Annotated in this window: 26 protein-coding genes; 19 read left to right on the top strand and 7 right to left on the bottom strand. The window is 62.6% G+C overall.

All coding sequences use genetic code 11. The annotated features are described in order from the left end of the window. Positions 1–14: 14 nt before the first annotated feature. Positions 15–872: an endonuclease/exonuclease/phosphatase family protein gene (locus C7455_RS18155; protein WP_109670664.1), complete on the bottom strand. Its 858-nt coding sequence runs from the start codon at positions 870–872 to the stop codon at positions 15–17. A gap of 134 nt (positions 873–1,006) precedes the next feature. Then, positions 1,007–1,255 carry a hypothetical protein gene (locus C7455_RS18150; protein ID WP_109670662.1) on the bottom strand — a complete coding sequence of 83 codons (249 nt, stop codon included), beginning with the start codon at positions 1,253–1,255 and terminating at the stop codon, positions 1,007–1,009. A gap of 221 nt (positions 1,256–1,476) precedes the next feature. Here C7455_RS18150 and C7455_RS18145 point away from each other — a divergent pair, with 221 nt between their 5' ends. From C7455_RS18145 to C7455_RS18075, 15 genes are read left to right on the top strand one after another with little or no spacing between them, the layout of a single operon-like run. After that, entirely contained in the window at positions 1,477–1,836 is a 360-nt protein-coding gene (locus C7455_RS18145; protein WP_109670739.1) for a hypothetical protein, read from the top strand. 25 nt (positions 1,837–1,861) lie between these two features. Beyond that, on the top strand, positions 1,862–2,545 hold the full coding sequence (locus C7455_RS20390) for a transglycosylase SLT domain-containing protein (RefSeq protein WP_109670661.1): 684 nt from the start codon (positions 1,862–1,864) through the stop codon (positions 2,543–2,545). Further along, positions 2,542–2,835, top strand: coding sequence for a TrbC/VirB2 family protein (locus C7455_RS18135; protein ID WP_109670659.1), 294 nt, complete (start codon positions 2,542–2,544; stop codon positions 2,833–2,835). The genes C7455_RS20390 and C7455_RS18135 overlap by 4 nt, the downstream gene beginning before the upstream one ends. Before the next feature lie 7 nt (positions 2,836–2,842). After that, positions 2,843–3,121, top strand: a complete 279-nt coding sequence (locus tag C7455_RS18130) for a VirB3 family type IV secretion system protein (protein ID WP_109670657.1) — start codon at positions 2,843–2,845, stop codon at positions 3,119–3,121. Further along, positions 3,111–5,495 (top strand): VirB4 family type IV secretion/conjugal transfer ATPase, encoded by a 2,385-nt coding sequence (locus tag C7455_RS18125; RefSeq protein WP_109670655.1) that lies wholly within the window; start codon positions 3,111–3,113, stop codon positions 5,493–5,495. The genes C7455_RS18130 and C7455_RS18125 overlap by 11 nt, the downstream gene beginning before the upstream one ends. Continuing rightward, a complete protein-coding gene (locus tag C7455_RS18120; protein WP_072244823.1) occupies positions 5,492–5,707 on the top strand; it encodes a hypothetical protein in 216 nt (71 codons plus the stop codon). Before C7455_RS18125 ends, C7455_RS18120 begins: the two co-directional genes overlap by 4 nt. Positions 5,708–5,711: 4 nt before the next feature. Beyond that, positions 5,712–6,878, top strand: coding sequence for a lytic transglycosylase domain-containing protein (locus C7455_RS18115; RefSeq protein ID WP_109670653.1), 1,167 nt, complete (start codon positions 5,712–5,714; stop codon positions 6,876–6,878). Further along, positions 6,875–7,672: a type IV secretion system protein gene (locus tag C7455_RS18110; protein WP_109670651.1), complete on the top strand. Its 798-nt coding sequence runs from the start codon at positions 6,875–6,877 to the stop codon at positions 7,670–7,672. Before C7455_RS18115 ends, C7455_RS18110 begins: the two co-directional genes overlap by 4 nt. Before the next feature lie 26 nt (positions 7,673–7,698). Further along, positions 7,699–8,346 (top strand): VirB8 family type IV secretion system protein, encoded by a 648-nt coding sequence (locus C7455_RS18105; RefSeq protein WP_109670737.1) that lies wholly within the window; start codon positions 7,699–7,701, stop codon positions 8,344–8,346. Continuing rightward, the gene (locus C7455_RS18100) at positions 8,343–9,056 is read left to right on the top strand and encodes a TrbG/VirB9 family P-type conjugative transfer protein (protein WP_245904419.1); all 714 of its coding nucleotides are present in this window, start codon (positions 8,343–8,345) and stop codon (positions 9,054–9,056) included. Before C7455_RS18105 ends, C7455_RS18100 begins: the two co-directional genes overlap by 4 nt. Continuing rightward, a complete protein-coding gene (locus C7455_RS18095; protein WP_109670649.1) occupies positions 9,053–10,375 on the top strand; it encodes a TraB/TrbI/VirB10 family type IV secretion system protein in 1,323 nt (440 codons plus the stop codon). The genes C7455_RS18100 and C7455_RS18095 overlap by 4 nt, the downstream gene beginning before the upstream one ends. A 1-nt stretch (position 10,376) precedes the next feature. Next, positions 10,377–11,411 carry an ATPase, T2SS/T4P/T4SS family gene (locus C7455_RS18090; protein WP_109670647.1) on the top strand — a complete coding sequence of 345 codons (1,035 nt, stop codon included), beginning with the start codon at positions 10,377–10,379 and terminating at the stop codon, positions 11,409–11,411. Positions 11,412–11,431: 20 nt separating this feature from the next. After that, the gene (locus tag C7455_RS18085; protein WP_109670646.1) at positions 11,432–11,851 is read left to right on the top strand and encodes a hypothetical protein; all 420 of its coding nucleotides are present in this window, start codon (positions 11,432–11,434) and stop codon (positions 11,849–11,851) included. After that, complete coding sequence (locus C7455_RS18080; protein WP_109670644.1) at positions 11,851–12,876, top strand: TrbL/VirB6 family protein; 1,026 nt, start codon at positions 11,851–11,853, stop codon at positions 12,874–12,876. Before C7455_RS18085 ends, C7455_RS18080 begins: the two co-directional genes overlap by 1 nt. A 47-nt stretch (positions 12,877–12,923) precedes the next feature. Then, positions 12,924–13,859, top strand: coding sequence for a hypothetical protein (locus tag C7455_RS18075; protein ID WP_109670642.1), 936 nt, complete (start codon positions 12,924–12,926; stop codon positions 13,857–13,859). 45 nt (positions 13,860–13,904) lie between these two features. Here C7455_RS18075 and C7455_RS18070 read toward each other — a convergent pair whose 3' ends face one another. Genes C7455_RS18070 through mobC form a run of 3 tightly spaced genes read right to left on the bottom strand, consistent with a single transcriptional unit; the run spans position 13,905 to position 18,808 of the window. Then, entirely contained in the window at positions 13,905–15,887 is a 1,983-nt protein-coding gene (locus tag C7455_RS18070; protein ID WP_109670640.1) for a type IV secretory system conjugative DNA transfer family protein, read from the bottom strand. After that, positions 15,880–18,231: a relaxase/mobilization nuclease domain-containing protein gene (locus C7455_RS18065; RefSeq protein WP_109670638.1), complete on the bottom strand. Its 2,352-nt coding sequence runs from the start codon at positions 18,229–18,231 to the stop codon at positions 15,880–15,882. Before C7455_RS18065 ends, C7455_RS18070 begins: the two co-directional genes overlap by 8 nt. After that, positions 18,224–18,808, bottom strand: a complete 585-nt coding sequence (gene mobC, locus C7455_RS18060) for a plasmid mobilization relaxosome protein MobC (RefSeq protein WP_109670636.1) — start codon at positions 18,806–18,808, stop codon at positions 18,224–18,226. Before mobC ends, C7455_RS18065 begins: the two co-directional genes overlap by 8 nt. A gap of 580 nt (positions 18,809–19,388) precedes the next feature. Between mobC and C7455_RS18055 the strand changes: the two genes are divergently transcribed. The 4 genes from C7455_RS18055 to C7455_RS18045 all read left to right on the top strand — a co-directional run bounded on the left by C7455_RS18055 (position 19,389) and on the right by C7455_RS18045 (position 22,370). Beyond that, positions 19,389–20,090, top strand: a complete 702-nt coding sequence (locus tag C7455_RS18055) for a ParA family protein (RefSeq protein ID WP_245904418.1) — start codon at positions 19,389–19,391, stop codon at positions 20,088–20,090. Between the two features lie 10 nt (positions 20,091–20,100). Next, positions 20,101–20,757 carry a hypothetical protein gene (locus tag C7455_RS18050; protein ID WP_109670634.1) on the top strand — a complete coding sequence of 219 codons (657 nt, stop codon included), beginning with the start codon at positions 20,101–20,103 and terminating at the stop codon, positions 20,755–20,757. A gap of 151 nt (positions 20,758–20,908) precedes the next feature. Next, entirely contained in the window at positions 20,909–21,079 is a 171-nt protein-coding gene (locus tag C7455_RS20245; protein ID WP_170119136.1) for a hypothetical protein, read from the top strand. A gap of 148 nt (positions 21,080–21,227) precedes the next feature. Then, positions 21,228–22,370 (top strand): Fic family protein, encoded by a 1,143-nt coding sequence (locus C7455_RS18045; RefSeq protein WP_109670632.1) that lies wholly within the window; start codon positions 21,228–21,230, stop codon positions 22,368–22,370. Positions 22,371–22,394: 24 nt separating this feature from the next. On the opposite strand, the gene C7455_RS18040 is transcribed toward C7455_RS18045, so the two are convergent. Then, the gene (locus C7455_RS18040) at positions 22,395–23,123 is read right to left on the bottom strand and encodes a hypothetical protein (RefSeq protein WP_109670630.1); all 729 of its coding nucleotides are present in this window, start codon (positions 23,121–23,123) and stop codon (positions 22,395–22,397) included. Beyond that, on the bottom strand, positions 23,113–24,239 hold a 1,127-nt coding region (gene pglZ / locus C7455_RS18035; protein ID WP_109670628.1), incomplete at its 5' end, for a BREX-3 system phosphatase PglZ. The genes C7455_RS18040 and pglZ, both read right to left, overlap by 11 nt.

Below are 24,239 nucleotides of genomic sequence, written 5' to 3'. Positions count from 1 at the left end.
TTCCGATCCCGTCATTAAAATCGTGCCGGATCGATCTCGATGGAGATTGGGCAGTGATCAGAGGGATAGCTCGGGATTGGCCCGCCGAATGTCGTCTCAGAAAATGAGTTACGCACCATTGCTGGCGCGGCCGCATCATTCAGGATGAGAAAATCTATAAACTTGCTGTATTGGGGCAAGCAGTTGGGCCGAATACCGGAACCTGCGATATGTAGGTCCAGATACTCGTTCAACACGGCCCAGAAGACATCATTGTGAACCTCGAGGCGACGGTTCAAGTCACCGCCAATGAGGACCGGTCCTGGTTGCGCATCGAACCAGGCTCGCAAAACCGGGAGCTGTGCAAACAGATCACCACAGGCTTGTCGACCTGTGCCCTCGAAACAGCCAGACCGAAGATGAGTATTCAGAATAGTGAGTGGCCTGTCAGCTGAAAGCGCAACCAGAACGCCATGGCGCAGGTTTCCGCGCCCTGACACGTCGAGACCCGCGAGGTCTGGCAGGCGCTCGTGCATGATGCCGCGTCGCACTACGATCGCGGTGGCCTGCATCGCCAGACGCTGCCCAGGCGTATTTCTGCAGTCGGGGTAGCTACGGGATGGCCGACGGTCCTCGACATGGAACACCCATACGCTACGATCGAAGATCCGGGCCAGTGCATCCTCTCCTTCGATCTCCTGCAGGAGCCAAATATCAGCATTGACTTGCGCGATGACGTCGCGGACCCGCTGGAAATCCGCCTCGCTGCGAGGCCGGCAACCTCGACCGGTTTCGGCAACGAGATGTTCGATGTTCCAGCTCGCGATACGAAGAGTTTCGGCATTGGCTGAATGCACCCAGAGGATCGCGAAAACTGCAATAATGATGCGCATGAACGCTCCTCGATTTATTCTTTGGACACAAGAAACACCGACGCCTGCCTGCGAGAGGGAACGTGGAAGAAAACCGATGCGGGTCAGGTGTCAGGTATATGTGTCGATGCGTAGATGTGCCAGATGCGCGAGGCCTATTCCTGGACGCGCTGAAACCGCCCATAGTCTTCGCTGACCTCGCGCGCCTCGATAAACGCTCTGGCGCGTTCCTCATCGAGGCAACGGAAGTAGTCCTGAACATCGGCGATATAGGCCTCGAAATCCCCCCGGATCAGATCCGCGTAGGTGCGCATGTCCTCTTGAGACTGGGGAAGAAACGGTCGCTCAGGGGAAATGCAGGCGGCAGCCGGACCGGCCGCTCCCACGCCCAGGATCAGCAGCATCAAGGTTATATTGCGCGCACAGTTTATGTGCAGGGCAAAACTCCTTTGCCGCCTTTAAGATTACTACTTTGTCAGCTATCACCGTTATCGAAGCAAGGCGATCTTCGTCAAGTCATTATTATTGTCTTGCTAACGTTTATGTTGTCTTGTATCGCCCACGGTGTTTCGAACCCGTGGGACCGGTACTGCACCTCAGGCAGGAAAGGACCCAAGGGAAGGCCATGATAGAAGAAGCACCGAATGTGGTTACAGAAGACGGATTGCGCGGCCTGCTGGCCGAACACTACCTCATCGAGGTGGTCTGCAAGGATGGCGCCGAGAAGCGCCATAACAGTTGGTACGGCACATGGGTCATCCGTGCCGTTGCTGAGGACGGGCGTGACGACAAGATGCTCGTCACGAGCCGTAGCTATCTCAAGGTTCGCGAGTTCAAGACGATTGTCGGTCTTGTCAGCTTCCTTGCCGATATGGGCTGCACGACTGCCAGCATCCCGCTCGTCGAGGGTGCCCGCGAGCGACACGCAGCACCCGGGCGCACGCCCGAGCCAGGAACCGGCCCGGTTCTGGTCAAGGACAACTGACCGCGCGTTTGCGCTCGTCGTTGCATTGGGTACAGGTGTTTGTTCAGCACCCCCGGCCCTTGCCGACGGTTTCATCTTCCAGGTCAGCCCCGATGGCCGACTGATCGACACGGCCGAGACGACGAGCACCTTGCGCTCGTTCACCGGCGACGATGACGCCCAGAATGGGCCCCTTTCAGATCGCCTCTTTCTCTTTGCAGCACCGCAGTCCCGCGGGGATGATGATCCGCTGAGACCTGTGCCCGCGGCCGCCACGGTCGCTCCGCGCGCCGTCCGCGCCTCCCCACAAATCCTCCACGCCATCGAGACCACGGCACTGCGCTATGGCAGCCATGACGCCTTGCGCCAGGCGGGTTTGTCGGTCAGTGATTGGGCGCTGTTCTATCGCGCCAACATCGAGGTCGAGAGCGCGTACAATCCTGGCGCGCTGAGCCCGGTCGGGGCCATCGGACTCGGCCAGCTGATGCCCGACACTGCGCGTGATCTCGGCGTCGATCCACATGACATTGCGCAGAACCTCGACGGCTCGGCGCGTTACCTGCTGATGATGCTCGAGCAGTTCGGCGATCCTGCGCTGGCGCTTGCTGCCTACAATGCCGGTCCTCATGCGGTCACCCGCCATGGCGGCATTCCCCCCTTTCGTGAAACCCAAGGCCATGTGGCCCGTGTGACAGCCGTGTTCCAGCGGCTGAGAGGAGACCTGTCGTGACGTCCAAATCTTCCTTTGTTGCGCTTGGCGCGATGGCCCTCATCGTGCTGGCGGGCCCGGCACTGGCCCAGAGCATTGACCTGTCGCCCGTGCAGACCCTGCTGCAAGGCATCGTCGATGCGATCACCGGCCCCTTGGGCATCGTGATCGGCACGCTCGCGCTGATCGGCGTGTTCCTCTCCTGGCTCTTCGGCATCCTCGATTTCCGTCAGGCGCTCTGGGTCGTGGTCGCGATCGCGGGCATTGCCGCAGCACCCACCATCGTCGCCGCCATCTGGACCACCCCGTAGGTCTATCATGTCCGACCAGTCCCGCGTGTTCATCGGCCTTCTGAGGCCACCCAAGCTGATGGGCTTGCCGATCATGTACGCCATGGTCTGGCTCTTCGGCTCTACGCTGCTGTTCCTCTGGGTGCAGAGCTGGATTGTGGCCGTGGGCGCAGGACTGGCCTGGCCTGCGCTCTGGAAAGCTGCGGATTGGGATCCGAACTTCCTCGATGTCCTGGTGATCACCTTGCAAGAAACCCCGCCCACGGTGAACCGCAAGCTCCATGGGGGCGACAGCTATGCCCCGTGATGGGATTGCCGATGATGTGGAGGGCGCGCTCGATCCGCTGACGGCACTGCCCGCATGGGTCAAGGGCGAGAAGCGGCTCTCGTCGATGCTGCCCTATGTGAGCCTTGTCACCGACCGGACGATCCGGACCCGTGGCAATGAACTGATGCAATGCATCCGGCTCGAAGGGGTGAACAGCACCACGAGCGAGGATGCCCATCTCGACCGGATCGGCGGGCTTCTCGCCGGGATCGTCGCGCAGGTGGGGACGGAGTTTTCTTTCTACCTGCACAAGGTGTCAAAAGCGGTCGACGTGACCCTGCCGCCCATCCCGGGCGAGAGTTTTGCCGCCGCAGTCGATAATCGCTGGCGCGCGCATTTGGGTCAATCTGGCTTGCGCGACAAGACGCTGACCTTGACGGTGCTGAAGCGCCCGGAGGCGCGGAGTCGTCTGCCCTTCGGTCTGGGGGCGTCTCGCGCCCGACATGCAGCCGACACGACCCGCCGCTTGCGCAAGCTCGACGAGGTGGTGGGGTTTCTGCTGTCGTCCTTCGATGAGTTGAAGCCCCGTCTGCTTGCGGCAAGCACCGGCGAGCTTCTGGGCTTCCTCGGTTCCCTCAACACAGGCGAAGAGCACCCGCTCTTCCCGAGGTCGCGCCTCGGCGTGATCGCCGAGGATGTGGCCAATACCCGCGTCACCTTCCGCGGCACGACCATCGCTCTGTCCGATGGTGCTGTGGGGAACAAGCTCGGCGCGATCTTCGCGGTGAAGAACTACCCCGCCAAGACCGACAGCCTCATGCTCGACGAGCTGAACCTGCCCGTCGACATGGTGGTCACGCACTCCTTCGTGGCCGTAAACCCAAACATCATGGCAGGCAGGATCAAGCGGCAGCTACGCCTCATGCAGGCTGCCAATGACGGGGCCGTCAGCCTCGCGCAAGAACTGGAACTCGCCCAGGACGATCTGGAATCGAAGCGCCTGATCTTCGGCGAGCACCATATGACGGTGGCGGTCTATGCGCGGACTCAAGCCGCCCTCGACGACATCGCGGCCGAAATCCGCAACATCTCTGCCACCTCTGGCATCAACTTGATCTCGGAGGCTTTTGGCGCGCGGGCGCATTTCATGGCGCAGCACCCGGGGAATACCGGCGCGCGCAGCCGCAAGGCCGCCATCACGAACCACAACTTCGCCGATCTCGCCACTTTCCACCGCACGCCGCTCGGCAAGGCCGGGAGGGAAGTCCCTTGGGGCGTGCCGATCGCGCTTTTCCCGACACCCGAGCGCAGCGGCTTCCGCTTCAACTTCCACGAACAGGGCGCGCCGGACCGTGAACCCACGGGTGGCCACACGCTGATCCTCGGCCGTCCCGGCTCCGGCAAATCCGTGTTGGCGGCTTTCCTGATGACCATGGCCCGGCGCGCAGGCGCGCGGCTCTTCGTCTTCGACTATCGCGCTGGCATGGAGATGGCCGTCCGCGCGCTTGGCGGCAGCTATTCGACGGTGCGGGCGGGGCGCCCCACCGGGCTGAACCCCCTGCAGACCGAGATCGACGCGCGCGGTCAGGCCTGGCTGGCCGACTGGCTCGCAAGCCTCCTCGAGCGCCGGGACCGGCCTCTGACCCCGGTGCAGACCAATCGTCTGCAGGAGGTCGTGCGCCAGAACGCCAGCGCCGGAAATGCAGGGCTTCGGAACTGGTCGGATTTCGCGTCCCTCCTCGTCTCGACCGATGACGAGGGCGATCTCTTCGAGCGGATGCAGGAATGGACGGCCGAGGGTCGCTACGGCTGGATCTTCGGGGCCAATGCCGAGGACAGTTTCAGCATCGATGGAGACGTCGCGGGCTTTGACCTCACCGGCATCCTCGATTCCGAGAGCGAGCGGGAACGCATGGCGGTCCTCTCCTACCTCTTCCGCCGGGTCGAGCGCGTGATCGAAGACCGCAAGCCCACGATCATCGTCATCGACGAGGCTTGGAAGGCGCTCGACAATGCGTATTTCGCGGAGCGGCTGTCGAACTGGCTGGTGACAGCGCGCAAACAGAACGCCGTCGTCGTGATGATGACCCAGTATGCCAGTCAGCTTGAGCGGACCCGGACCGGAAAGACCATCGTGGAAGCCGTACCGACGCAAGTTCTCCTGCCCAACATCCGCGCTTCGGCCGCCGATTACGCAATGCTGGGCCTGAGCGAGAAAGAACTCGACGTGCTTTTGGGCGTCGGCTCTGCCTCCCGGCTGGCCCTCGTGCGCGACGACCGGGGTTCGGTGGTGATCGACGCCGATCTCAGCGCCCTTGGCCCCCTCGTGACCATCCTCGGCGGCATGGAGAAGGGCGAGGCTCTTGTCGGCCCCGACTACCGTGACCGCCCTGATTTCTGGAGAGTGACATGACCCGTACCATCACCCGCAGCGTCGTGCTGCTTGGCCTCGGCCTGACCCTGACAGCCTGTGCGCAGCACAATCCCGCGCAGGCCAACTGCTTCAACTTCCGCGATGCGCCCACGCAGGCGGGACCCGCCACGACCACGATCTCGACCATGGGGGCGGAAGTCACGCGGCGCGACACGGCCTGCGATTTCGTGATGCTGGGGGCGGGTGGCTGAGCCGATGCGGACCTGGCTCCCCCTCTCGATGATCGGCCTTGCGCTGGCTGGTCCCAGCGTCGGGCCAGCGGTTGCCCAGGGCGTGCCGACTTTTGATCTACGCCTTTTCGCAGAGCGGCAGGCAATCCTCGAGCAGACCGACCGCGATCTGGCGCTGCAGCAGGACCGGCTCAGCCGGGAGGAGGAACTGGCCGAGATCGAGCGCCAGCAACTCGCCTCGCTAGAGGGGCTGATGGATGCCATGTCCCTCGGCTCCGGCGATGTCGCAGGCACAGTCGCCGGGCTCGAGGCGGGGCAGGAGGCCGCAGGCGGCGTCGAAAGTGCGGCGGCGAGCCTCTATGCGCCCGATGACAACAACCCGGCTGCCGCCCGGATGTTCGGAGATGCCCGGGAGGGGATCGAAGAGCTGATCATCCGCGCGGCCCGCCACACCCACAGTCTGCCTGGCGTGAGCCGTGCTGGCCTGTCGCTGGTCCAGTGGCGCTGCCTTCTGCAGGCGCTGATCTGGCAAGAGAGCCGCTTTCAGATCGGGGCCCGCTCCCCCGTGGGGGCCTTCGGCCTCACGCAAATCATGCCCGGCACGGCGGGCGATCTCGGAATCTATCCGGCCTATTACGACGATCCCTGGCTGCAGGTCACCGGCGGCGCGCGGTACCTCGCGCAGATGCTGAACATGTTCGATGGCAACATCATCCACGCGCTCGCCGCTTACAACGCAGGCCCGGGCAACGTTCAGAACTACGGCGGCGTCCCGCCCTTTGCGGAAACCCAGCACTACGTCGTGGTGATCCCGCAGCAGTACAACAGCTATCTCGCCGCCGTAGGCGGGATCGATGCGCTCGGCAGCATTGACCCTGTCCTCCTGGCGAATGCGAGCTTCAGCCTCTCGGCCCATGGCGCAGGCGTTTATGGGGACTATTCTCTCGTCTCGGTCCGCGCGGCAGCCCTGCGCGTGCAGGACATCATCACCCGCATCGGCGAGACGGAAGACCTGCACGAGGCCATCGCGCTCAACACCTATGCGCGCGCCGAGCTTGCGCGACTGGTCGCGATCCGGACCCGGATCAAGGCCGCCCATACCGAAGCACGCAGCGAGGAACAACTCGCCATGGCCGCAGCCCAAGCCGCCGAGCGGCAGTTCATGGATTTCACCCAGGAGACATTGCGATGATCCGGCGCTTGTACCGTTCCCTCACCACCACCGCCGCGACCCTCGCGCTGACCACCGCCCTCGCGGGGCCCGTCACCGCACAGGGCGTGCCCACGGTCGACACCCAGAACATCGCCCAGGAAATCCGGCAGCTTCAGCAGATGCTGCAGGATTTCGGCATTCAGACCGATCTTCTGGACAATGCTCTGGCGCAGCTCGACCTCCTGCAACAGCAGTTCGACCAGCTTGAGGAGATGTATGCCTCGCTGACCGGGCCGCGCAGCATCCTCGGCCTCGCCATGGGCGGCGATCTCGACGACCTCCTGCAGGCCAATTTCGAAGACATCCCCGGCCTGATCCGAGGCATCCAGGCAGGCGATTGGTCGAGCCTGATCGGCCCTAACGCGGGCCCCCTTCGGACGCAAATGGAACAGGCGCTGGCCAGCGCCGGGTTCGACGAGGACTCGCTGCGCGAGATCGCCACCAGCGGCAATCCCGGCGCAGAAGGCGTGGCCACGCGCGCCACAACCGGCGCCGTGATGTCGGCGGCGGCCCAGAACAGCCACGCCGAGGCGGCCCAGTCGCTGGAACGCGTCGAACAGCTCGTCGCGATGATCCCCGACATGGAGGACCTCAAGGAGTCGATGGACCACAACACCCGCGTCACGGCGGAACTCGCCATCGCCATGACGCGGATGTGGGAGCTTGAGGCCATCCAGACCCTCGGCGCGGGCAATGCGGGCGTGGTGGACGCTGCCACCGTCGCCGAAGAGCGCCGCTACATGGACTTCACCCTTCCGAGCCTGCGGCCATGACCAAGGCACCGGACATGACGGCAGGCATGAGTGCGCGGGAACTCGTTGAGGAGGAACTGATCCATGGCGCGCTGCGCCGGGAGCAGCTCTGGAGGATGATCGGCCTTGGCGGGGCGGGCTTTGGCGTTTTCGGCTGCCTTGCAGCCGCCGCTGTCGCCCTGATGGTCGAGACGCCCCCGCCGGTTGTCGTGCCCTATGATCCCGCGACGGGCTTGGCCCTGCCGAACGCCACGGTCGAGACGGTGCGGCTTGCCGAGCGGCCCGCCATCATCGAGGCGCAGATCTACCGCTACATCCTCGACCGCGAAGCCTACAACCAGCTCGACAATGATATGCGCGTCCGCCGCGTGCTGGCGCAATCCACCGGTGCTGCCGAGGCCAGCATGCGGGCCATGTGGACCTCGGGGCAGGAGAGCTATCCGCCGACCCGCTACGGCCCCGCGGCCGAAATGGCGGTCGAGATCGCCTCGATCACGCTGATCGGCGAGAACCGCGCGCAGGTGCGTCTCAGAAAGCGCCTGACCAGCCCGCAAGGGGCGCAGGACGGATCCTTCACAGCAACATTGATGTTCGCCTTCCAACCCGAACGGACCCGCTCGATCGACGATGTCTGGCAGAACCCTTTCGGCTTCACCGTCACCCAATATGCCATCCGATCGGACCGTTCCGAATGACCTCTGTTACAGTTCTTGCCCCTGTTCACGCCCTGTTCGTCGCCGGTGCCCTCGTGCTCTCCGCACCCGCAGCCTTCGCTGAAACCACGCCGCGCCCCGGTCCCCATGACAACCGCGTCCGGATCGCCACCTGGACCGAGGGGCAGGTCTACCGCGTCGTCACCACCCTGACCCGCGTCACCACTGTCGAGTTCGGCGAAGGCGAGACCATCCGCTCGATCATCGCGGGCGACACCGTCGGCTTCCAGTTCGACGGCGTGCCGGGTGGACGCGCCTTCGCGATCAAGCCTGCCGCCTCGGGTGTGGCGACCAACATCACGGTCTACACGAACCGCCGCTCCTACTATTTCCACGTGGTCGAGGCGCGCGAGACCCCGCATTACGTCGTGCAGTTCCGTTATCCCGAGAGCCGCGTTCAACCGGCCCGGGCTGTCGCGGCCGACGCGCCGAATGCCAACTACGCTGTCAGTGCCCGGGAGGAGTTCACGCCGACCGCCATCTGGGATGATGGCACCTTCACCTATTTCCGGCTCAAACGGAACGCGCCGGTCCCGGCGATCTTCCGCTATGCCAATGGGGGTGAGCGCGCCGTCAACAGCACGGCACTCGAGGACGGCGTCATCCGCGTCTCGGGTGTGAACCGCCAATGGGTGCTGCGCCTCGGGGAAGACGAGGTCTGCGTTCAGGATATGGGTGGGCCCACGTCATGAGCCAGGACACCGAAGACCTCGCCGCGCGTCTCGCGGCCCTTGAAGCGACAGGCGACAAGAAGCGCGCTGCCACACGTCCCTCCCCGCTGACAGCCATCCTCGGTGTGGCCGGGATCGTAGCCGCCGGCGGGCTGGCCTGGGCCGCCCTGCAACCATCGCCGGAAACGCCCCTGCCGACCGCAGCCCCCGAAGAGTTCCAGACCACAGGATCGGGCTTTGGCGACCTCGCGCCCATGCCCGTGGTCGAGTCTGCGCCGCCGCCGACCGAGACCGGCCCCACCGCGTCGGAACTCGCGCTGATGGAAAGCCTCGCGACGCTGCGGGCGGAACTTGAAGACCTGCGGGCGCGGCCCGTCGAGGCCTCTGACAGTGGCGCGGAGCAGGCCATCGCCGATCTCACGGCGCAGATCGCTGCGCTGCAGGAGGCCTCCACTGAGGCGCAACGCGCGCTCGAACGGCAATTGACGGAACGCGACCGCGAGCTTGACCAGTTGCGCATGGACCTCGAGGTCGCGCGGCTGACCCCGCCTGCGCCCACCGACCTCGGTCCGAACGAGGAGGAGCTGCGGCTTGCCGAACTCGAGCGCCGTCGGATTGCCGAGGCGGAAGCGCGGGCCGAACGCATCGCCTCGCCCATGATCGCGTTTTCCGGGATGGGGGCAGGGACCGACCGGGAGAACAGCCTTGAGGCGGCGCGCCTGAATGAGGACGAAGCCTTCGTGCGGGCAGGCGCAAGGCCCGCCCCGGTGACGCGCGCCGAAGTGATCGTGAACCCCGGCAACACCGTCGTGCAAGGCACGATGATCCAGGCCGTGACCGAGACGGCGCTCGACAGCACGCTGCCCGGCGCGATCCGGGCCATCGTCTCCGAGGACGTCCATTCCTTCGACGGTACCCGCGTCCTGATCCCGCGCGGTGCACGTCTTGTGGGGCGCTATCGCTCCGATGTGGCGCTCGCGCAGTCGCGCGTCATGGTGGCCTGGGACCGTATCATCCTGCCCGACAACCAGACAGTCGAGATCAGCGCCTTTGGTGGCGACGAGCTCGGCCGCACCGGCACAACAGGATTTGTCGATACGCGCTTCGCGCAGCGCTTCGGTTCGGCCGCGCTGATCTCGCTGATCGGGGCGTTGCCCGCGGCGGCCGCCGGACAGATCGAGGATGAGGCAGCGGCCGACATCGCGAGCGACGTCGGCACGGACCTGCGCGACAGCACCCAGAGCGTCATGCAGGACTATCTGGCGATCCGGCCCGTGATCCATGTCGATCAGGGCACGCGGATCACGGTCATGGTCGACCGCGACCTGGAGATCTTCTGACATGGCGGCGAGCTATCTCGAAGCCTCACTGGATCGCCTCGGCGCGCCCGTCCAACGCGACGACACGATCGAGATCTGCATCAACCCCGATGGTCGGGTCTGGGGCGAGTTCCAGGGCGATCATTTCATGCGGGGTCTCGGCACCCCGCTGACTCAGACCGAGATCAAGGACCTCGGCAACCAGATCGCCTCGGCCGCCTCGACCACGCTCAGCACCAAGAAACCTATCGTCTCGGTCTCGATCCTTTATCGCGACCGTCCGATCCGGGCGCAGGTGATCCAGCCGCCCGCCGTCGAGGGTGGGTTCTCCATTTCGCTACGGTTCTTCTCCACCTTGCCGCTGGAGGCGATCAAACTCGGGTTCCTCTATGGCAAGGAGCGCAGCCTCGAAGGTCTGCGCCGTGAACGGAACGCCGCGCTGCGCGACGTGGTGGCCTCGGGCGACATCGATGCCGCCCTGCGGTTCTGCGTCGAGAACAAGCTCAACATGATCGTCTCGGGCGGCACCTCGACCGGCAAGACGGTCGCAGCGCGCAAGATCCTCTCGCTGATCGCGCCCGAGGAGCGGATCATCACCATTGAGGAAGCGGCCGAGCTGCGCCCCGAGCAGCCGAATGCCGTGACGCTGATCGCCGACCGGGAAACGGATGCCCGCAGCGCCGATGTGCTTCTGGCATCGACACTGCGCATGCGGCCCGACCGGATCGTGCTGGGCGAGGTCCGCGGCCGCGAGGCCATGACCTTTCTCGAGGCGATCAACACGGGGCATGGCGGCTCGCTCACAACCCTGCACGCCGAGACCCCGCAACTCGCCGTCCGCCGCCTCGCCATCGCCGCCCTCAAGACCGATGTGCCGATGACCTATGCCGACATGGTCGACTACATCGAAGGCTCCATCGACGTGATCATCCAGGCCGGCCGTCAGAATGGCGCGCGCGGCATCACCGAGTTCTTCCTGCCGGGGCAGGTAACTCATCCAAGCCAGAACACGGGTCCAACCGGGGGTGCCGCGCGCCCCACGGTCGCGGCCGAATAAAGGACTGAAAGGAAACCCCCATGCGCAAGATCACCCTCGCCGCAGCTGTCACCCTGCTGGCCGCGCCCCTCGCGGCCCAGACCGCGCCTCAGGTCACGAATGATCTCACCGTGACCATGTCGCCCCAGCAGTACCGGATCTGCAACGACCGGCCCGCACGGCCGACCTGGATGGATGAAGTCCACCCGCGCGAGGCCTACAAAGCGCTGACGCTGATGCGGCTCTACGAGCTGCGGTCCTGGGAAGCGATCAAGGAAACTGGTGACTGCGGCTGTGATGTCCGCTTCCCGTCATGGGATGCCGCCTCCGCTGAGTACGAGGAACGGTTCGCAACAAGCACGCAGGCCGAGCATACTCAAGCGCGCCTGGCCATTCGCAACGAACAGAACCAGATCACCCGCGACGTTCAGGATATCTGCGAAACGCAAGGCAACTGGTAATGAGCATCGTCAGCTGGATGGTTGGAACCGCTGACGGTTTCCTTGCCGATGCGGCCGAGTCCCAGTTCGGGGCTGTGGCCAGCAATACCGGCACGATCGTTTTGCTGATGGTCACGCTCTCTTTGATCGGAGTTTGCATCAACATGGCCTTCCAGTTCCGTAGCATGGATGGGGCCAGCTTCTTCTGGTACCTGATCAAGCTGATGTTGATAGGGCTCTTCGCATTCAACTGGGCCAACTTCAACGCGGTCGCCAATGCCGTGATCGGCGGGCTCGACCACGTCGCCGGGGCCCTGATCTCTTCGGTCGGCGGCGGGGGGGCTGGAGCCACATACTTTGCAGCTGAGTTCGACCGGCTGATCACAGAGTTCAGCCAGTACCTGAACGCGATCGGTAACAACCTGAACTGGATGACTGGCGCGATCCTCGGCGGAATCGGCCTCGTGCTCCTGAGTCTCCTCGGCTTCATGACCGGCATCGTCCTCATCTTCGCCAAGATGATGTTGACTCTGATGCTCGGCCTTGCCCCCATCATGATCGCGCTGTCGCTCTTTGATGCGACCAAGGATTTCTTTCACAGATGGGTCTCGACGACGATCAGTTATGCCTTCTACCCCATCGTCATCGCCGCCATGTTCTCGACCGTGGTCGGTATGGCGAATTCGCTGCTGGCCCAGCTCGGTGACCCGAACTCGGCCACTAACATCGGCTCGCTGGTCCCGTTCTTCGTGATGGTGTTTCTGGCCAAGGGCTTCGTTGCGGCAACACCCCTGATCGTGCGGGGTATCTCGGGGAACCTGATGGTGGCTGCGGCACCCGCTGTGGTCTCTGGCTCGGCCGGGATCATGCGGGGGATCTTCAATACCGACGGCGTCAAGGGCAGGGCGCGGATCGGTGCGCTCACGACAGGTGAAGTGATCGGACGAGGGGCTGTCCAGGCCCCCGCTGCCGTGCGGAGCGCCGCGGCAACGGCAAGCGCGCAGGTGGTACGGATGGCCGAAAGGGCGAAGCGGTTGGGTCCGTGACCAAGGCGACAATGCTAACGAAATCGAGATGAATTCAGAGGGAACACATGACCGATAAGCAGAAGGTCACCATGGCTTCGGTCATACTAGGGCGGTTTGGCTTTACCAATCGAGAAGCTGCCCGGTTCTGGGGGGTGCGCGAAGAAACGGTGGCCAAGTGGGTAACGGGTGAAACCGATATGCCGACGACCATGCAGCTCACGGCGCTTGAGCAAATCAATGCCTGGCAAAGCTATTGTCGGCATATGGCAGGCATTTATCATGATATCTTCCAGGAAGCGCCCGAAGCATACATCGGTGTGTTGAGCGCGAACGACGCGGCCGCGTATGGAGTTCCTGAAAGTGATGGTTTCATCTCGAACACCATCGGCAGTATCTGCGCACACCTCGCGCCGAAAAACGACAGTTTGGTTCTCGTCACGTCGGAAGAGGCGGCCCGGGAGGACACTTTAACCCGCTTGCGAGAATGCGCTCTTCTTTGGGCGATCAACTTCGTCGATCTTTTCAATATGGAAACGGCATTCGGGATGACCGAGCTGGCGATGACCGAGTTCCTGGTCTCTCGTCTTCGCCGCGATCTCAGCGATCCTATCGCGGCAATGCTGTCAACAGATGGCATAACGTATGATCGGCGCTGGACCATCCACTTCATCAACACCCATGATTTCGTGGCTGATTTCGCCAATGAGGATGGCGAGGGCGATGAGCGTCACGAGTATTTCGAGGTTTCATTCACGCCCCTCTCGTTGGATTCTCCCTTCGATTTTTACAGCGATGATCAAGCAAGGGTGCGCCTTGTTCTGGACGATGGCACGACGATGGATGTGGGCCTTACCACCGGCGGTTCTGACGCTGATTTCGTGGCCATGAACGCAGCAGTTGCAGACATGCTCAATGAAGTATTCGGGACACCCGCAAAGATGAAGGCAGCATTCGAGAAGCAACGTGCTGTCGAGCAAGCCGAACGTGACATGCTGCACTGACGGACCCGGTGCGCGGCGACGGACCCGTCATCAACTTTGGGCCCGTCAAGCATGCTCCGCAATGATCTCTCGCGTCGTCTGAACCGCCGCTGCCAGTTCGATACCGTCAGATGCACGAAGACCGAGCCCGGCCAGATCGAAGGACAGCTGATCTGATCCCGCGCGACCCGCAGCGGCCCGTGCAGCCCTCCCTCGCGCCCGGCCCGGCGGCGCAGGCTTGGGATCGAGCGGATCTTGCGAGGGAGATTGAGCCGCTTGGGGCAGCGCATTTGCCTCAGGCCCCTGGGCCCCTGCAGCCGCCCGCACCGCCTGCAATTCCAGCTTCAGCTTCTCCACCGTCTCGCGCGTCTCGGTCATCTGCCGATCCCGCCGAAGCCCGTCCTCATCAGGGTACGGGAAACTCCCCGCCTGGCCCGCGTGAAGTAACTTCAGCGCCGGGTCTTCGAAATACTTGATCCGCCGCGCCCGGATCGGCATCTGCGCGTCGATCACAAGGATCACCTCGTCGAGGTCCATGCGGCGGGCCTGGTCTTCAGTGAGGAGCGGCGTGTCCTCTGTCCGCTCGGACACACTGCGCCCCTCGAACGGGTTGCGCCCAACTGCGCGCGACCTGGTCACCACGCGCTTGGTGGTCTTGCCGACAGCCTGACTCAACTCCTCGATGGTCTTCTGCTCGGACGGGGTGAGGTAGAGCTTCACGCCGGCACCGCCCTGCAGGGACCGGCGGGTGTTCTCGCCATAGATCTCGTCCAGCGCCGGGATGGTCTGGGTGACGATGGCAAGGTTGCCGCCAAAGGAGCGCAGCGTCTTGATACTCTCGGCGACGATCGGCATTTTCCCGAGACGGTCGAATTCATCGAGCATGATCATGACCGGCCAAGGTTCGTCATCCCCAGGCTCCTGCGCCTGCAGCGAAGCGATCAGGTCCGAGAAGAACAGCCTGATCAGCGGGGCCAGAGGGCGGATCATCTCGGACTCGACAACGAGATAGATCGCGTGTGGCCGCCGCCGGATATCCCGAAAGGAGAAGTCCGAGGTCGCGGTGGCCGCGTCGATTGCCCGGTTGTCCCAGGTGTCGAGACCCGAGGTCATCAGGAGCGAGAGGTAGGACGTCAGGGTGTCGTTGTTGGTCGAGGCCATGCGCTCGAAGATCAGCTTGGCGGAGCTGTTCTTCACCTCCTGCGCGCGCTTCAGGTATTCCTTCTGCTTGTCGCCGCCCGAGGCTGTGATCCGGTAGATCTCGCCGATGGTCGGCACGCCGCGCTCGAAGGCCAGAAGGCCGGCCGCCACGAAGAGATCTATGCCGCCTGCAAGAAGCCCGCTCAGCTTTTCGTTGTCGGTCTGCAGGAAGAGCTTGGCGGTCAGCTTCAACTCCATCTGCTGCCGGTCGGGGTTGGTCATCGCCGCGATGCGGGCCAGCGGGTTGTAGCGATGGGTCGGGCGGTCCCAGTCGGTCGGCGCGAAGCGGAACACCTTGTCGCCCATGCTGGCGCGGAAACGCGAGGTCTCGCGGAAGTTTTCGCCCTTCACGTCCAGAACCACGGCCGAACCTTTGTAGGTGAGCAGGTTCGGGATCACGAAGCCCACGCCCTTGCCTCGACCCGTGGGCGCCACGATCAGCGCATGCGGGAAGGTTTTTGATACAAGGAAGGGGCGCTTCGATTTCGGAGAGCCAAGCTTGCCGAGAAGGAAGCCGCCGCCCGGCTTGGCGAAAAAGCCGTTGCGCTTCATCTCGGCCCGGGTCTGCCAATGGGTCGTGCCGAAACGGGTCAGGGCATCGCCGAGAAGCGTGACGCTCAGCATCAGCGCGGCGATCCCAAAGCCTGCGAGGATCAGGTTAACCCAGAGGAAGTCCCGCGGCGCGCTGATGCCGAGGGCGCGGTATTCCCGTGCGAGCAAAGTGAAATCGATGCGATCGGTCGACAGCCCGTAGCGCAGGATCAGGTAGCCTGTGGCCACGACATAACCGATGGCGAGACCGACCAGCGTCAGGCTCAGGATGCCACCCGCGATCTTGCCCTTATCCATGGGTGATCCCCTTTTCGCCGTGGGCCGCGGCGTGACGCGCGCGCTGTGCCTCGATCTGTTCCTCAGCCAAGGCATCCAGCACCCGCTCCATGGCAGGGCCATGGGCCGTCACCTCGCTGCTTTCCAGATAGGCCTTGGCGAGTTCCAACTGCCGCAATGGGTGCTCGGTAAACTTCTCCAGCACATCGGCGTGGCCCGCGCGAAGGGCCGTCACCGCATTCGGCGTGAGGTTGCGGTCGATCTGGGCGGCGAGGCGCTGGCCGTCCGTCTCGGTGAGCGGCCTTAGGTCCTCGGCTTCGGCACGTTGCAGGAAGGTGATCACATCAGGGGCCGTCTCTGCCATGAAACGCCGTTCGGCATAGTCCTGCCGCGCCTGATCCTCGATCTCGAAGCTCCGCTCGCTGATATAGGCGCGCGATGCCCCCATGGCGCGCAGGCGATTGATTTCCTCCTGCACCGCCGCCCCGAACTCCTCGTCCGGCATTTCAGCGCGGTAGCGCGCGAGCGTGCGGTCGTCTTCGCTGATCGGGCCGAGATGCTGCATGGGATCGCGCAAGGCGAGGTCCATGTCGCCGGCATGGAGGGTGCGGTCACTTTCCTCGACTGCGAACTCCTGTGGCTTGCGGCTGTCTGTGATCTTGTCCCAGGCCATCGAGGCCAGTTCCGCATGATCGGGCGACCGCTGCGCGAAGGCGGTGAAGGCGGCGCGGGCCTCTTCCACTTCAATGACGCCTGCTTTGTAAACGGACGGATCGTCCGAGAAGGGATGGTTGAAATCCGTCCGGCGGAACTGGGCAACGAGCTCTTGGAAATCCCGGCGCTCGGACGCGGCGAAGATGTCAGGTTCGCCCGCCGCGCGCTCGCGCTCCGGCAGCGTCACGCGCTCAGCCAGGGCAACCGGGTCATCCTTGGTGTCGTCCACTTCATCGATGGCCCGAAGGATGCGCGCATCGGTCAGGGTGTCGCCCAAACGGACATGGACGGCTTCCAGCCGGTCCAGCGCTTCCTCGCGATCCTCGCCCTTCTCCAGATCGAGATCGCCCGCTTTGGCGATGGCGCGCAGATCCTGCGCCAGCCATTGCCGTTCGAGTGCTGCATTGCCAGCACCCTCGCGCATACGGGCGGCAACGGCTTCGGGATCTATGCCCGTGCCCTGCAGCGCCTCGCTGAGGCGCATCTTGACTGCATCGTCGTCGAGGCGTCCCATCTGGTCCTCGTTCAAGTTCGCCCGCGCATAGACCCCGTCCCGGGACGGTGCGTCGAGCAGAGCGGCAGAGCGGTCGCCAAGCGGGTTCAAGTGCGCAACAGAGGCCAGTACATCGGTGAGCTTGCGCTCGATCTCCGGCCGCTCGGCCGCGGGCGCGCGGTCGATCGCCTCTTCGATCTGACGGATGTTCTGAGAAAACTCGGTGATCAGCGTGTCGAACGCTGTTTCGTCTTGGGACATGTAGATGGCTCCGTCAGATTGGACCTGACCGCCACTGGCAAGGATGGTGCTGGCCCGCTCGAGGGCCTCGGCCACGTCATCGAAGTTCGACCGGGACGCCTCGGCAGCCAGACCCCGATAGGTCAGCGCGTTGCGCGCCACCGTCTGCAGGGCTGCGGCGAGATCAGCGCCTGTGCGCTGGCGCTCGACCGGCGGCCGGCCCTCGTCACGGGCCTTGTAGACCTCGTCGATTTCGGCGCGGTAGGTCGTCACCCCCCGGTCAAGACGCCGTGTCGCCTCGAGCCGGATCCCGTGGACCTGCGCCGCGTCAACCATCGCCACCCGGAAGGCGTCGTAGTTGAAGTGGTGATCCTTCCCGAGAAAGAACATTTCGCCATCCTTGCTGCGGCGGTTCAGAACGATATGCGCATGTGGATGCGCGCGATCTTGGTGTATTGCAGCAATATAGTCGAATTGCGACCCCTCACCTTGAAAGAACTTCTCGCAGACGGATTCCGTAATTGCGCGCACCTCCTCACCGCTGGTGCCAACGGGAAATGCCATCAGCAGATGCGAGGTATGGCCGAGCTTGGGGCTGTGCCGCTCACCCCACTGGTTCTCAAATCGGCGTACGACCCGGTCGATCTCGGCCTCGGACAGGGTCTTCTTGCCATCATGTGTGCCACGACTGTCGAGGATGTGGCTCGACTTGGTGGTAAGATACGTCAGCTGAGCCTTCAACTGCGCCCCGGTGTGGCACCCTCCCTTCGCGATCGGCTTGAAAATGGCCGGCGAATAACCCCGCGCCGCGCGCACCATCTGCGCCTTCTTGGCCAGCCCCTGCCAGCTGCCGGAGACCCGGCTCCAGTCGCGATCGAAGAGGGCGGGCCCGACACCGTGGGCAAGGCGCTTACCCACGCCTTAGCCGATCCGGAACGAGCGGGGCCCATGCCTTTGTGACCTTGAGCGCCAGATTGGCACGCCGCTTCAAGAGAAGCGCCTGCAAACGATCAGTCAGATCGAGGATCAGCCCTGCGAATTCGCGAATATGCCCGTGGCTTTCCGCAGTGTAGGACAAAGGCTGGCCCTTTAGCCTGGCTTCGTTCAGCCGCCGTGCCACCTGATTGATGTTGTTGCCGATACGGCTGATGTCGGCCGCCCGAGCAGAAAGGGCCTCAGTCAACGCGTGATCGGGTTCCAGGATTTCATCAGCAGCCAACACCAAATGGCGCAAGGCATCTGTGCGACTGGTGATGCCATGACGGGCAAGTGCGGCATCAAACGCGGCCAACTCACGTCGGCTGACCCGCAGACCAATGACGATCGGCCGGCTGCCATTCGCGTTTTGTCGGTCCAGAGCGTGGTTCACGGCATTGTAGATCGTCTTCAGGCTGACCCCATACCGCTGGGCCAGATCAGCAGCGGCGACGCCCTGCGCACGCTCTTTGGCGATGCTCAGACGGTCTGTTTCGGTCAGTCTTCGGCCGCGTGACATTTTGAAGTTAACGTTCCTATTTCTTGCCACCTTCGTACAAGCCCGCCTTCTCCCAGCACAAGCGGAGAAGGCATTAAGGGATTGTACTCAATGTAGAAAATCGGCCCTTGGGGCCGATTTGACGTCCTTTGTCAAATGCAGCGCGCAACGCGCTCAATGTAACGCGTTCCGCGTTCCCTGCACCGTGCATCACGTCTTATGCACGGTGTCGTTTGCGCTCTGCAGCGCGTCTTCGGGCAAGTGGTGCCGTGTCGATTGCAACACGCATCGCGCCTCGCGCTTCATGCACGGCGTCGCGTGCACCCCGCGTCGCGTTCCGCGCTTTACGTCTTTTGGAGATTGCCGAATGCAGCAAGTCTTCTGGCAAAAGCATCGCGCAACCTGGATCGCGGCGTCTGTCCCCTGCGCCCCGCTGTCTGGTCGCTGCAAAACGCGTAACGGCGAATGCATCCTGCCCACCGCATCATGCATCCCGCCTTCCGCTTGACGCCGATGCACCAAGAGGTTAGCGACATTATTACATCTTTGTAGCGTTTCACTATTTTTGCAGAAGGTCTGCGCCATGCCTAACGACAATCTCGTGGTCATCGCCGCGATGGCCCGGAAAGGGGGGAGTGGTAAAACCACGCTCTCGCGCGCCCTGATCAGCGCTGCCGTGGCTGCCGGGCGACGGGTTCTGCTGATCGACACTGATAGCACCGGAGTGCTTGGCGCCTGGCACGAACGAGCTGAAGCGGCGGGTCTCGGGTCGCCTCTGCTGCGGTCAATCTCGGTCGAGAGTGTAGGGGCCGTCGATCGCAAAATCGAGCAGGTCTATGATGCGGACTCGGCGGATTTCGTCTTCATCGACACGGCAGGCGTCGGCGCGGAATGGTCGGACGGGATCGCCGTTCTCGCCGATCACATCGTGACACCGGTCATGCTCTCTACCTCGGATCTCGATGTCGGCGCGCAGACGGCCGACTGGTTCGAAAGGTTGCGCGCGCGCGTCGATGACCCGGCGAGCTTGCCGCGCCACCATGTCGTTCTAAACATGGTTGACCCGAAAGCCACGCGCGCGGATGCCGGCTTGATCGAAGTGGCGATCGCCCGGTTTCCGGTGATCGAGACGGTGATGATGCGCCGCAACGTCTACAAGGAGATGGACGAGAAAGGCCTGCTCCACGCCATCGCGCTGCAAAAGCAGGCCGACCCAAACCCACTCATGCGCCCGCATGTCCGTCATGTCGTCGAGGCCCTTGAGGAGGCCACCGACATCCTCAACAACATCCTGGCCGCGTGAGGACAGGGCGTTGAGAAAGAAGATTCCAACCATCACCCGGCCCGACCCAGCCTATGCCGCGTCCCTTCGGCCGGAGGGGGAGAAAGACCCGGGAAGGGAAGAGGGGGACCGGGAAGAGACCGTCCTGATGCCGATGAGCATGACGGCAGACGTGGCGGATGAAGATCAAGCGCCGGCGCCAAGCAGGCCTTCCGTGCCTTCGCCGCAAGCAAGCCCGGAGACAGCGGCCGAGATCATAACAGCGCCCACGGCGTCGCAGCCTAGGGTCCGACGCATTCCGGCCACCCGCAAGATCGATATCCGGGTGAACGCGCTGAAACGGCAGGAAGAAGCCCTCATCGACTGCGGCGTCGACCCCGCTCATGTCATCCGGGCAGCTCTGCGCCGTGCCGTGAAGACCTGGCAGCTCGGGCCAGAGTTCGTCCCACCTTCCGAAGAGCAGAGAACGCGGATCACCGAATGGCGCGCGCGGACATCTCTGGCCGTCGATGCCAATGCGCTGACTTCCATCCTGCACGCCCATGACCCCCTCGATGTGCTCAGCAAGTGGGCCTTGATCCGCGGCCAGATCGAGCCGCGTGTCTGGGCGGAGATCGACATTCTCCTGGATGAGATTGCCGTTCGCGCCGCAGCGCAGAATAGAGAAAATGATACGTCAACAACCTGACTATAAAGACAACTTGTCCTTTTGTCGGTGGGTTTTTGCCGAAGCTACCGCCCACACCTTGCAGTTGCAGAAACCTGTCGTTAACACCGCCGACAAGAAATTTTTGACCTCCCTTTAACCAGTTATGAGGTCCAGATAGCAGGAGCGCGTCATGACCCCAAAACCCCGCCTCACCGGCGAACCGATCATGCGTATCCTCTGCAAGAAGACCGACAATCTGGTGGGTTTCCTCTACCAATGGAACAATGGCGATCTGCAGCCCGCGTGGCTGGACGATGCTTTGGCCGACGTCCGCTACGAACCAATAAGCGACGCCGCCTGACCTCTGTCCAATCGGATACAGTACGGCTGATCCGGGCCGTTACATGGAGATGTGTCCAACCTTTGGACTCGTTGGTGGTGCATAGAACCCACTTCCATAAATCATCTATTTGCTACACAGTGAGTTATAGAAAGGGATTCTATAGCTCATGCGCTGGAACTGGACACAACCCGACTGGCCGAACTTCCGCTATGACCGCGCTGCGATCGAGCCACTCGAACGGCGCTTTCTGCTGTCCTCAGGCGAAATCCTTGGTGCGGTCCGCCATGTGACGGGCGAGGAGCGCGACCGGCTGCGCATCGAGCTTCTGAGTGAGGAGGCGATGCGGACGAGTGCTATCGAGGGCGAGGTTCTGGACCGGTCGAGTGTCCAGTCCTCGTTGCGGCGGCAGTTCGGACTGACCACGGAGGGCGTACCCTCCAGGCCCCGCGAGCAGGGCATCGCCGAAATGATGGTCGATGTCTATTCGAACCACGCGGCCCCTCTGACACACGACACGCTCTCTCACTGGCACGGTATGCTCCTGTCCCATGACCGCGGCCTCGAGACGATCGGTGCATACCGTCGGCATGACGACGCCATGCAGATCGTCTCCGGCCGCATTGACCGACCGACGGTGCATTTCGAAGCGCCGCCATCGGCGCAAGTCCAAGGTGAAATGGACGTCTTCGTCGACTGGTTCAACCGCACGGCGCCAGAGGGATCCACGCCATTGCCCGCGCTAACGCGTGCGGCACTTGGGCATCTGTGGTTCGAAAGCGTCCATCCATTCGAGGACGGCAATGGCCGCTTGGGCCGCGCTCTGGCTGAAAAGTCCCTTGCGCAGAATATCGGCCAGCCGAGCCTGATCGCACTGGCCTATACGATCGAACGCGACCGCAAGGAGTATTACGACCAGCTCGAAGCCCACCAGAAGACGCTGCATGTGACCGCGTGGCTTTTGTGGTTTGGCGAGACGGTGCTCAACGCGCAGCAGGTAACCCTGACGCGGGTCGCGTTCTTCATCGCAAAGGCAAAGTTCTACGACCAATTCCGGGATCGGCTGAACGACCGGCAGGCCAAGGTGATCGAGCGCATGTTCCGAGAGGGGCCCGAGGGATTCAAGGGCGGACTCAGCGCCGAGAATTACATCGCCATCACCGGCACATCGCGCGCGACTACGACCCGGGATCTTCAGGACCTGGTCGAGATGGGCGCGCTGAACCGGACCGGGGAGCGGCGGCATACGCGGTATTGGCTGATGTTCGAATCCGAACGAAACAAACCCAGTGATCAGCCGCCCGTAAAATAGATCTGCATGCCAAGAGCCAGCAGATCACGCTCCCAAGCGATCCTTCAGACCGACGATGCGGGTTCCTGCACTGTCTGCTCTCACTTCCAGAACATCAGACGACGAAAGCAAATAGCCAAGATTGTCACCAAGCGAGAACGGGAACATCGTCGGCTGACCCGCAAGACCATCAAGACCAAGAGGGTGGCCGACATGCATAAGTAGCGCCGCGGAAAGCCACTGAACCGTCTCCGGGCTCTGGAGCGCCATCGAGGGCTTCCGCGTCAGCGTCTTGCCATTCGCACTTTTATTCAGCAGGGACCAATCGACCTGCGACTGGAGGACCATGTTGGTCATGCGGCGAGTGCCTTCGCGCTCACCGTAAATCTCCGCCATCCTCCTGTGCACTTCAGTAGTGGTGCAATCACCTTGAATGGATGTCAGTCGACCGACGATTTCGGCAACCTTTGCAAAGAAAGGATAGACTGCGATCGCCATCCCCCAGGTCAGCACTTCGACTTGTGCATTCGAAACACTGGCAAAGATGTCGACCCCTCTATCCGCCAAACCGACGACCTCCTCGCGCGGTTCAAGCCAGAGACGGTTCAGGACAGTCCGTGTCTTCTTCTTCGCTTCTGGCCCGGCATGAGCTTCAGTGAGGATCTGATCGAGCTCGCCAATGTCCGCAGCACCCGAGCGTACCCGCAAAGCGGCCGCTGCCCAGTCAAGGCGGATGAAACGATCAAAGCCGATCTGGGGCGCTTTAGGTTGCATTCTCTTCTTTCTTCATTCGGATCTTTACGAATGGGACAATCAGCTCTTCTACAGACATCCCACCATGAGCGACAATTTGATGGCCTGCGGGGACAAAAGCACCCCGCCCTTCCGCATACAGCGGCAAGAAATCTGATGGCAGTCCTGTTTTTCCGAACTGGAAGGCGTCAATTTCCGGCGGAACAGATGAAGCAAGATCCTCGCTGCGATAAGCCCGAACTCGCTCACCCTTCAATTCGGATACAACGCCTTGACTGAGCCGCCCAATACCTTCCGCATCAACGTTGCCGTGGTCTGCTGTCAGGTAAATATGGTACCCATGCTGGCTAAGCATGGTGAATAATTTTTCAATGAAGCCAGTTTCGCACCAATCGCGAATTTGTCCAGCGATCCCACGTTTACCCAGCATTGCGCCATGCACGATTTCATCGATCATGTCGACAACGATGCCAGCCACTTTTGTCGTAGGCCTTGACAGAGTTTCCTCTAATGCCGCCAGTTGTTCGGATCGTTTAAGCCCTTTTTGATAGGTGACTTCGGGCTTCCTCAGTCCATTCTCTTGCCAAAACTTAGACCAGAGTGATGGTTCTTGCGCTGTCGTGCCCATCGAACTCTGGAATTCGCGAGGCTTTAGACCAGAGAACAGCGCTTGGCGAGATATGGAAGTCAGTGTCGGCAGCCACGCGAAACACGCACCTTCATCTACAGAAAATTCAGAAACTCTCGCAGACAAATCCTCACGGATTTGGACCCATTGATCCAGCGCCAAGCCATCAAATACAACGAGGGCAATTCGATCTTCACCAGAGCTGCGGCGCATAGCTAAATATCTTGGCACATGGTGCACCATCACAGGCGCTTTCGCGACGGGCAATGAAGGCAAGTCGGTGAAGTGCCGAAACACCCACTCCTTTAGCCGCGCATCGGCGTTCAGCTGCAACGTCCGAACCTGGCCCTGTAGGCCAGCAGCATCTGCGGCTTTGAGTTCATTGAAGCGATTTATGAGTTCCGCCAGGCGACGGGCCGCTTCCACCCAGTCGCGATACGGCGCATCGATCAATGGCATGTCGGCTGCGATCCTCGTCGCACCTTCTGACACCAGTCGGGAAAGTGCCT

Source organism: Roseicyclus mahoneyensis (assembly GCF_003148775.1).
GTDB lineage: Bacteria > Pseudomonadota > Alphaproteobacteria > Rhodobacterales > Rhodobacteraceae > Roseicyclus > Roseicyclus mahoneyensis.
This window is presented reverse-complemented; position numbering and strand designations above follow the sequence as displayed.

Bases quoted from the DNA above. Each gene is read 5' to 3' on its own strand.
- C7455_RS18155 (WP_109670664.1), bottom strand. From the start codon at position 872: ATGCGCATCATTATTGCAGTTTTCGCGATCCTCTGGGTGCATTCAGCC.
- C7455_RS18150 (WP_109670662.1), bottom strand. From the start codon at position 1,255: ATGCTGCTGATCCTGGGCGTGGGAGCGGCCGGTCCGGCTGCCGCCTGC.
- C7455_RS18145 (WP_109670739.1), top strand. From the start codon at position 1,477: ATGATAGAAGAAGCACCGAATGTGGTTACAGAAGACGGATTGCGCGGC.
- C7455_RS18130 (WP_109670657.1), top strand. From the start codon at position 2,843: ATGTCCGACCAGTCCCGCGTGTTCATCGGCCTTCTGAGGCCACCCAAG.
- C7455_RS18125 (WP_109670655.1), top strand. From the start codon at position 3,111: ATGCCCCGTGATGGGATTGCCGATGATGTGGAGGGCGCGCTCGATCCG.
- C7455_RS18120 (WP_072244823.1), top strand. From the start codon at position 5,492: ATGACCCGTACCATCACCCGCAGCGTCGTGCTGCTTGGCCTCGGCCTG.
- C7455_RS18115 (WP_109670653.1), top strand. From the start codon at position 5,712: ATGCGGACCTGGCTCCCCCTCTCGATGATCGGCCTTGCGCTGGCTGGT.
- C7455_RS18110 (WP_109670651.1), top strand. From the start codon at position 6,875: ATGATCCGGCGCTTGTACCGTTCCCTCACCACCACCGCCGCGACCCTC.
- C7455_RS18105 (WP_109670737.1), top strand. From the start codon at position 7,699: ATGAGTGCGCGGGAACTCGTTGAGGAGGAACTGATCCATGGCGCGCTG.
- C7455_RS18100 (WP_245904419.1), top strand. From the start codon at position 8,343: ATGACCTCTGTTACAGTTCTTGCCCCTGTTCACGCCCTGTTCGTCGCC.
- C7455_RS18095 (WP_109670649.1), top strand. From the start codon at position 9,053: ATGAGCCAGGACACCGAAGACCTCGCCGCGCGTCTCGCGGCCCTTGAA.
- C7455_RS18090 (WP_109670647.1), top strand. From the start codon at position 10,377: ATGGCGGCGAGCTATCTCGAAGCCTCACTGGATCGCCTCGGCGCGCCC.
- C7455_RS18085 (WP_109670646.1), top strand. From the start codon at position 11,432: ATGCGCAAGATCACCCTCGCCGCAGCTGTCACCCTGCTGGCCGCGCCC.
- C7455_RS18080 (WP_109670644.1), top strand. From the start codon at position 11,851: ATGAGCATCGTCAGCTGGATGGTTGGAACCGCTGACGGTTTCCTTGCC.
- C7455_RS18075 (WP_109670642.1), top strand. From the start codon at position 12,924: ATGACCGATAAGCAGAAGGTCACCATGGCTTCGGTCATACTAGGGCGG.
- C7455_RS18070 (WP_109670640.1), bottom strand. From the start codon at position 15,887: ATGGATAAGGGCAAGATCGCGGGTGGCATCCTGAGCCTGACGCTGGTC.
- mobC (WP_109670636.1), bottom strand. From the start codon at position 18,808: ATGTCACGCGGCCGAAGACTGACCGAAACAGACCGTCTGAGCATCGCC.
- C7455_RS20245 (WP_170119136.1), top strand. From the start codon at position 20,909: ATGACCCCAAAACCCCGCCTCACCGGCGAACCGATCATGCGTATCCTC.
- C7455_RS18045 (WP_109670632.1), top strand. From the start codon at position 21,228: ATGCGCTGGAACTGGACACAACCCGACTGGCCGAACTTCCGCTATGAC.
- C7455_RS18040 (WP_109670630.1), bottom strand. From the start codon at position 23,123: ATGCAACCTAAAGCGCCCCAGATCGGCTTTGATCGTTTCATCCGCCTT.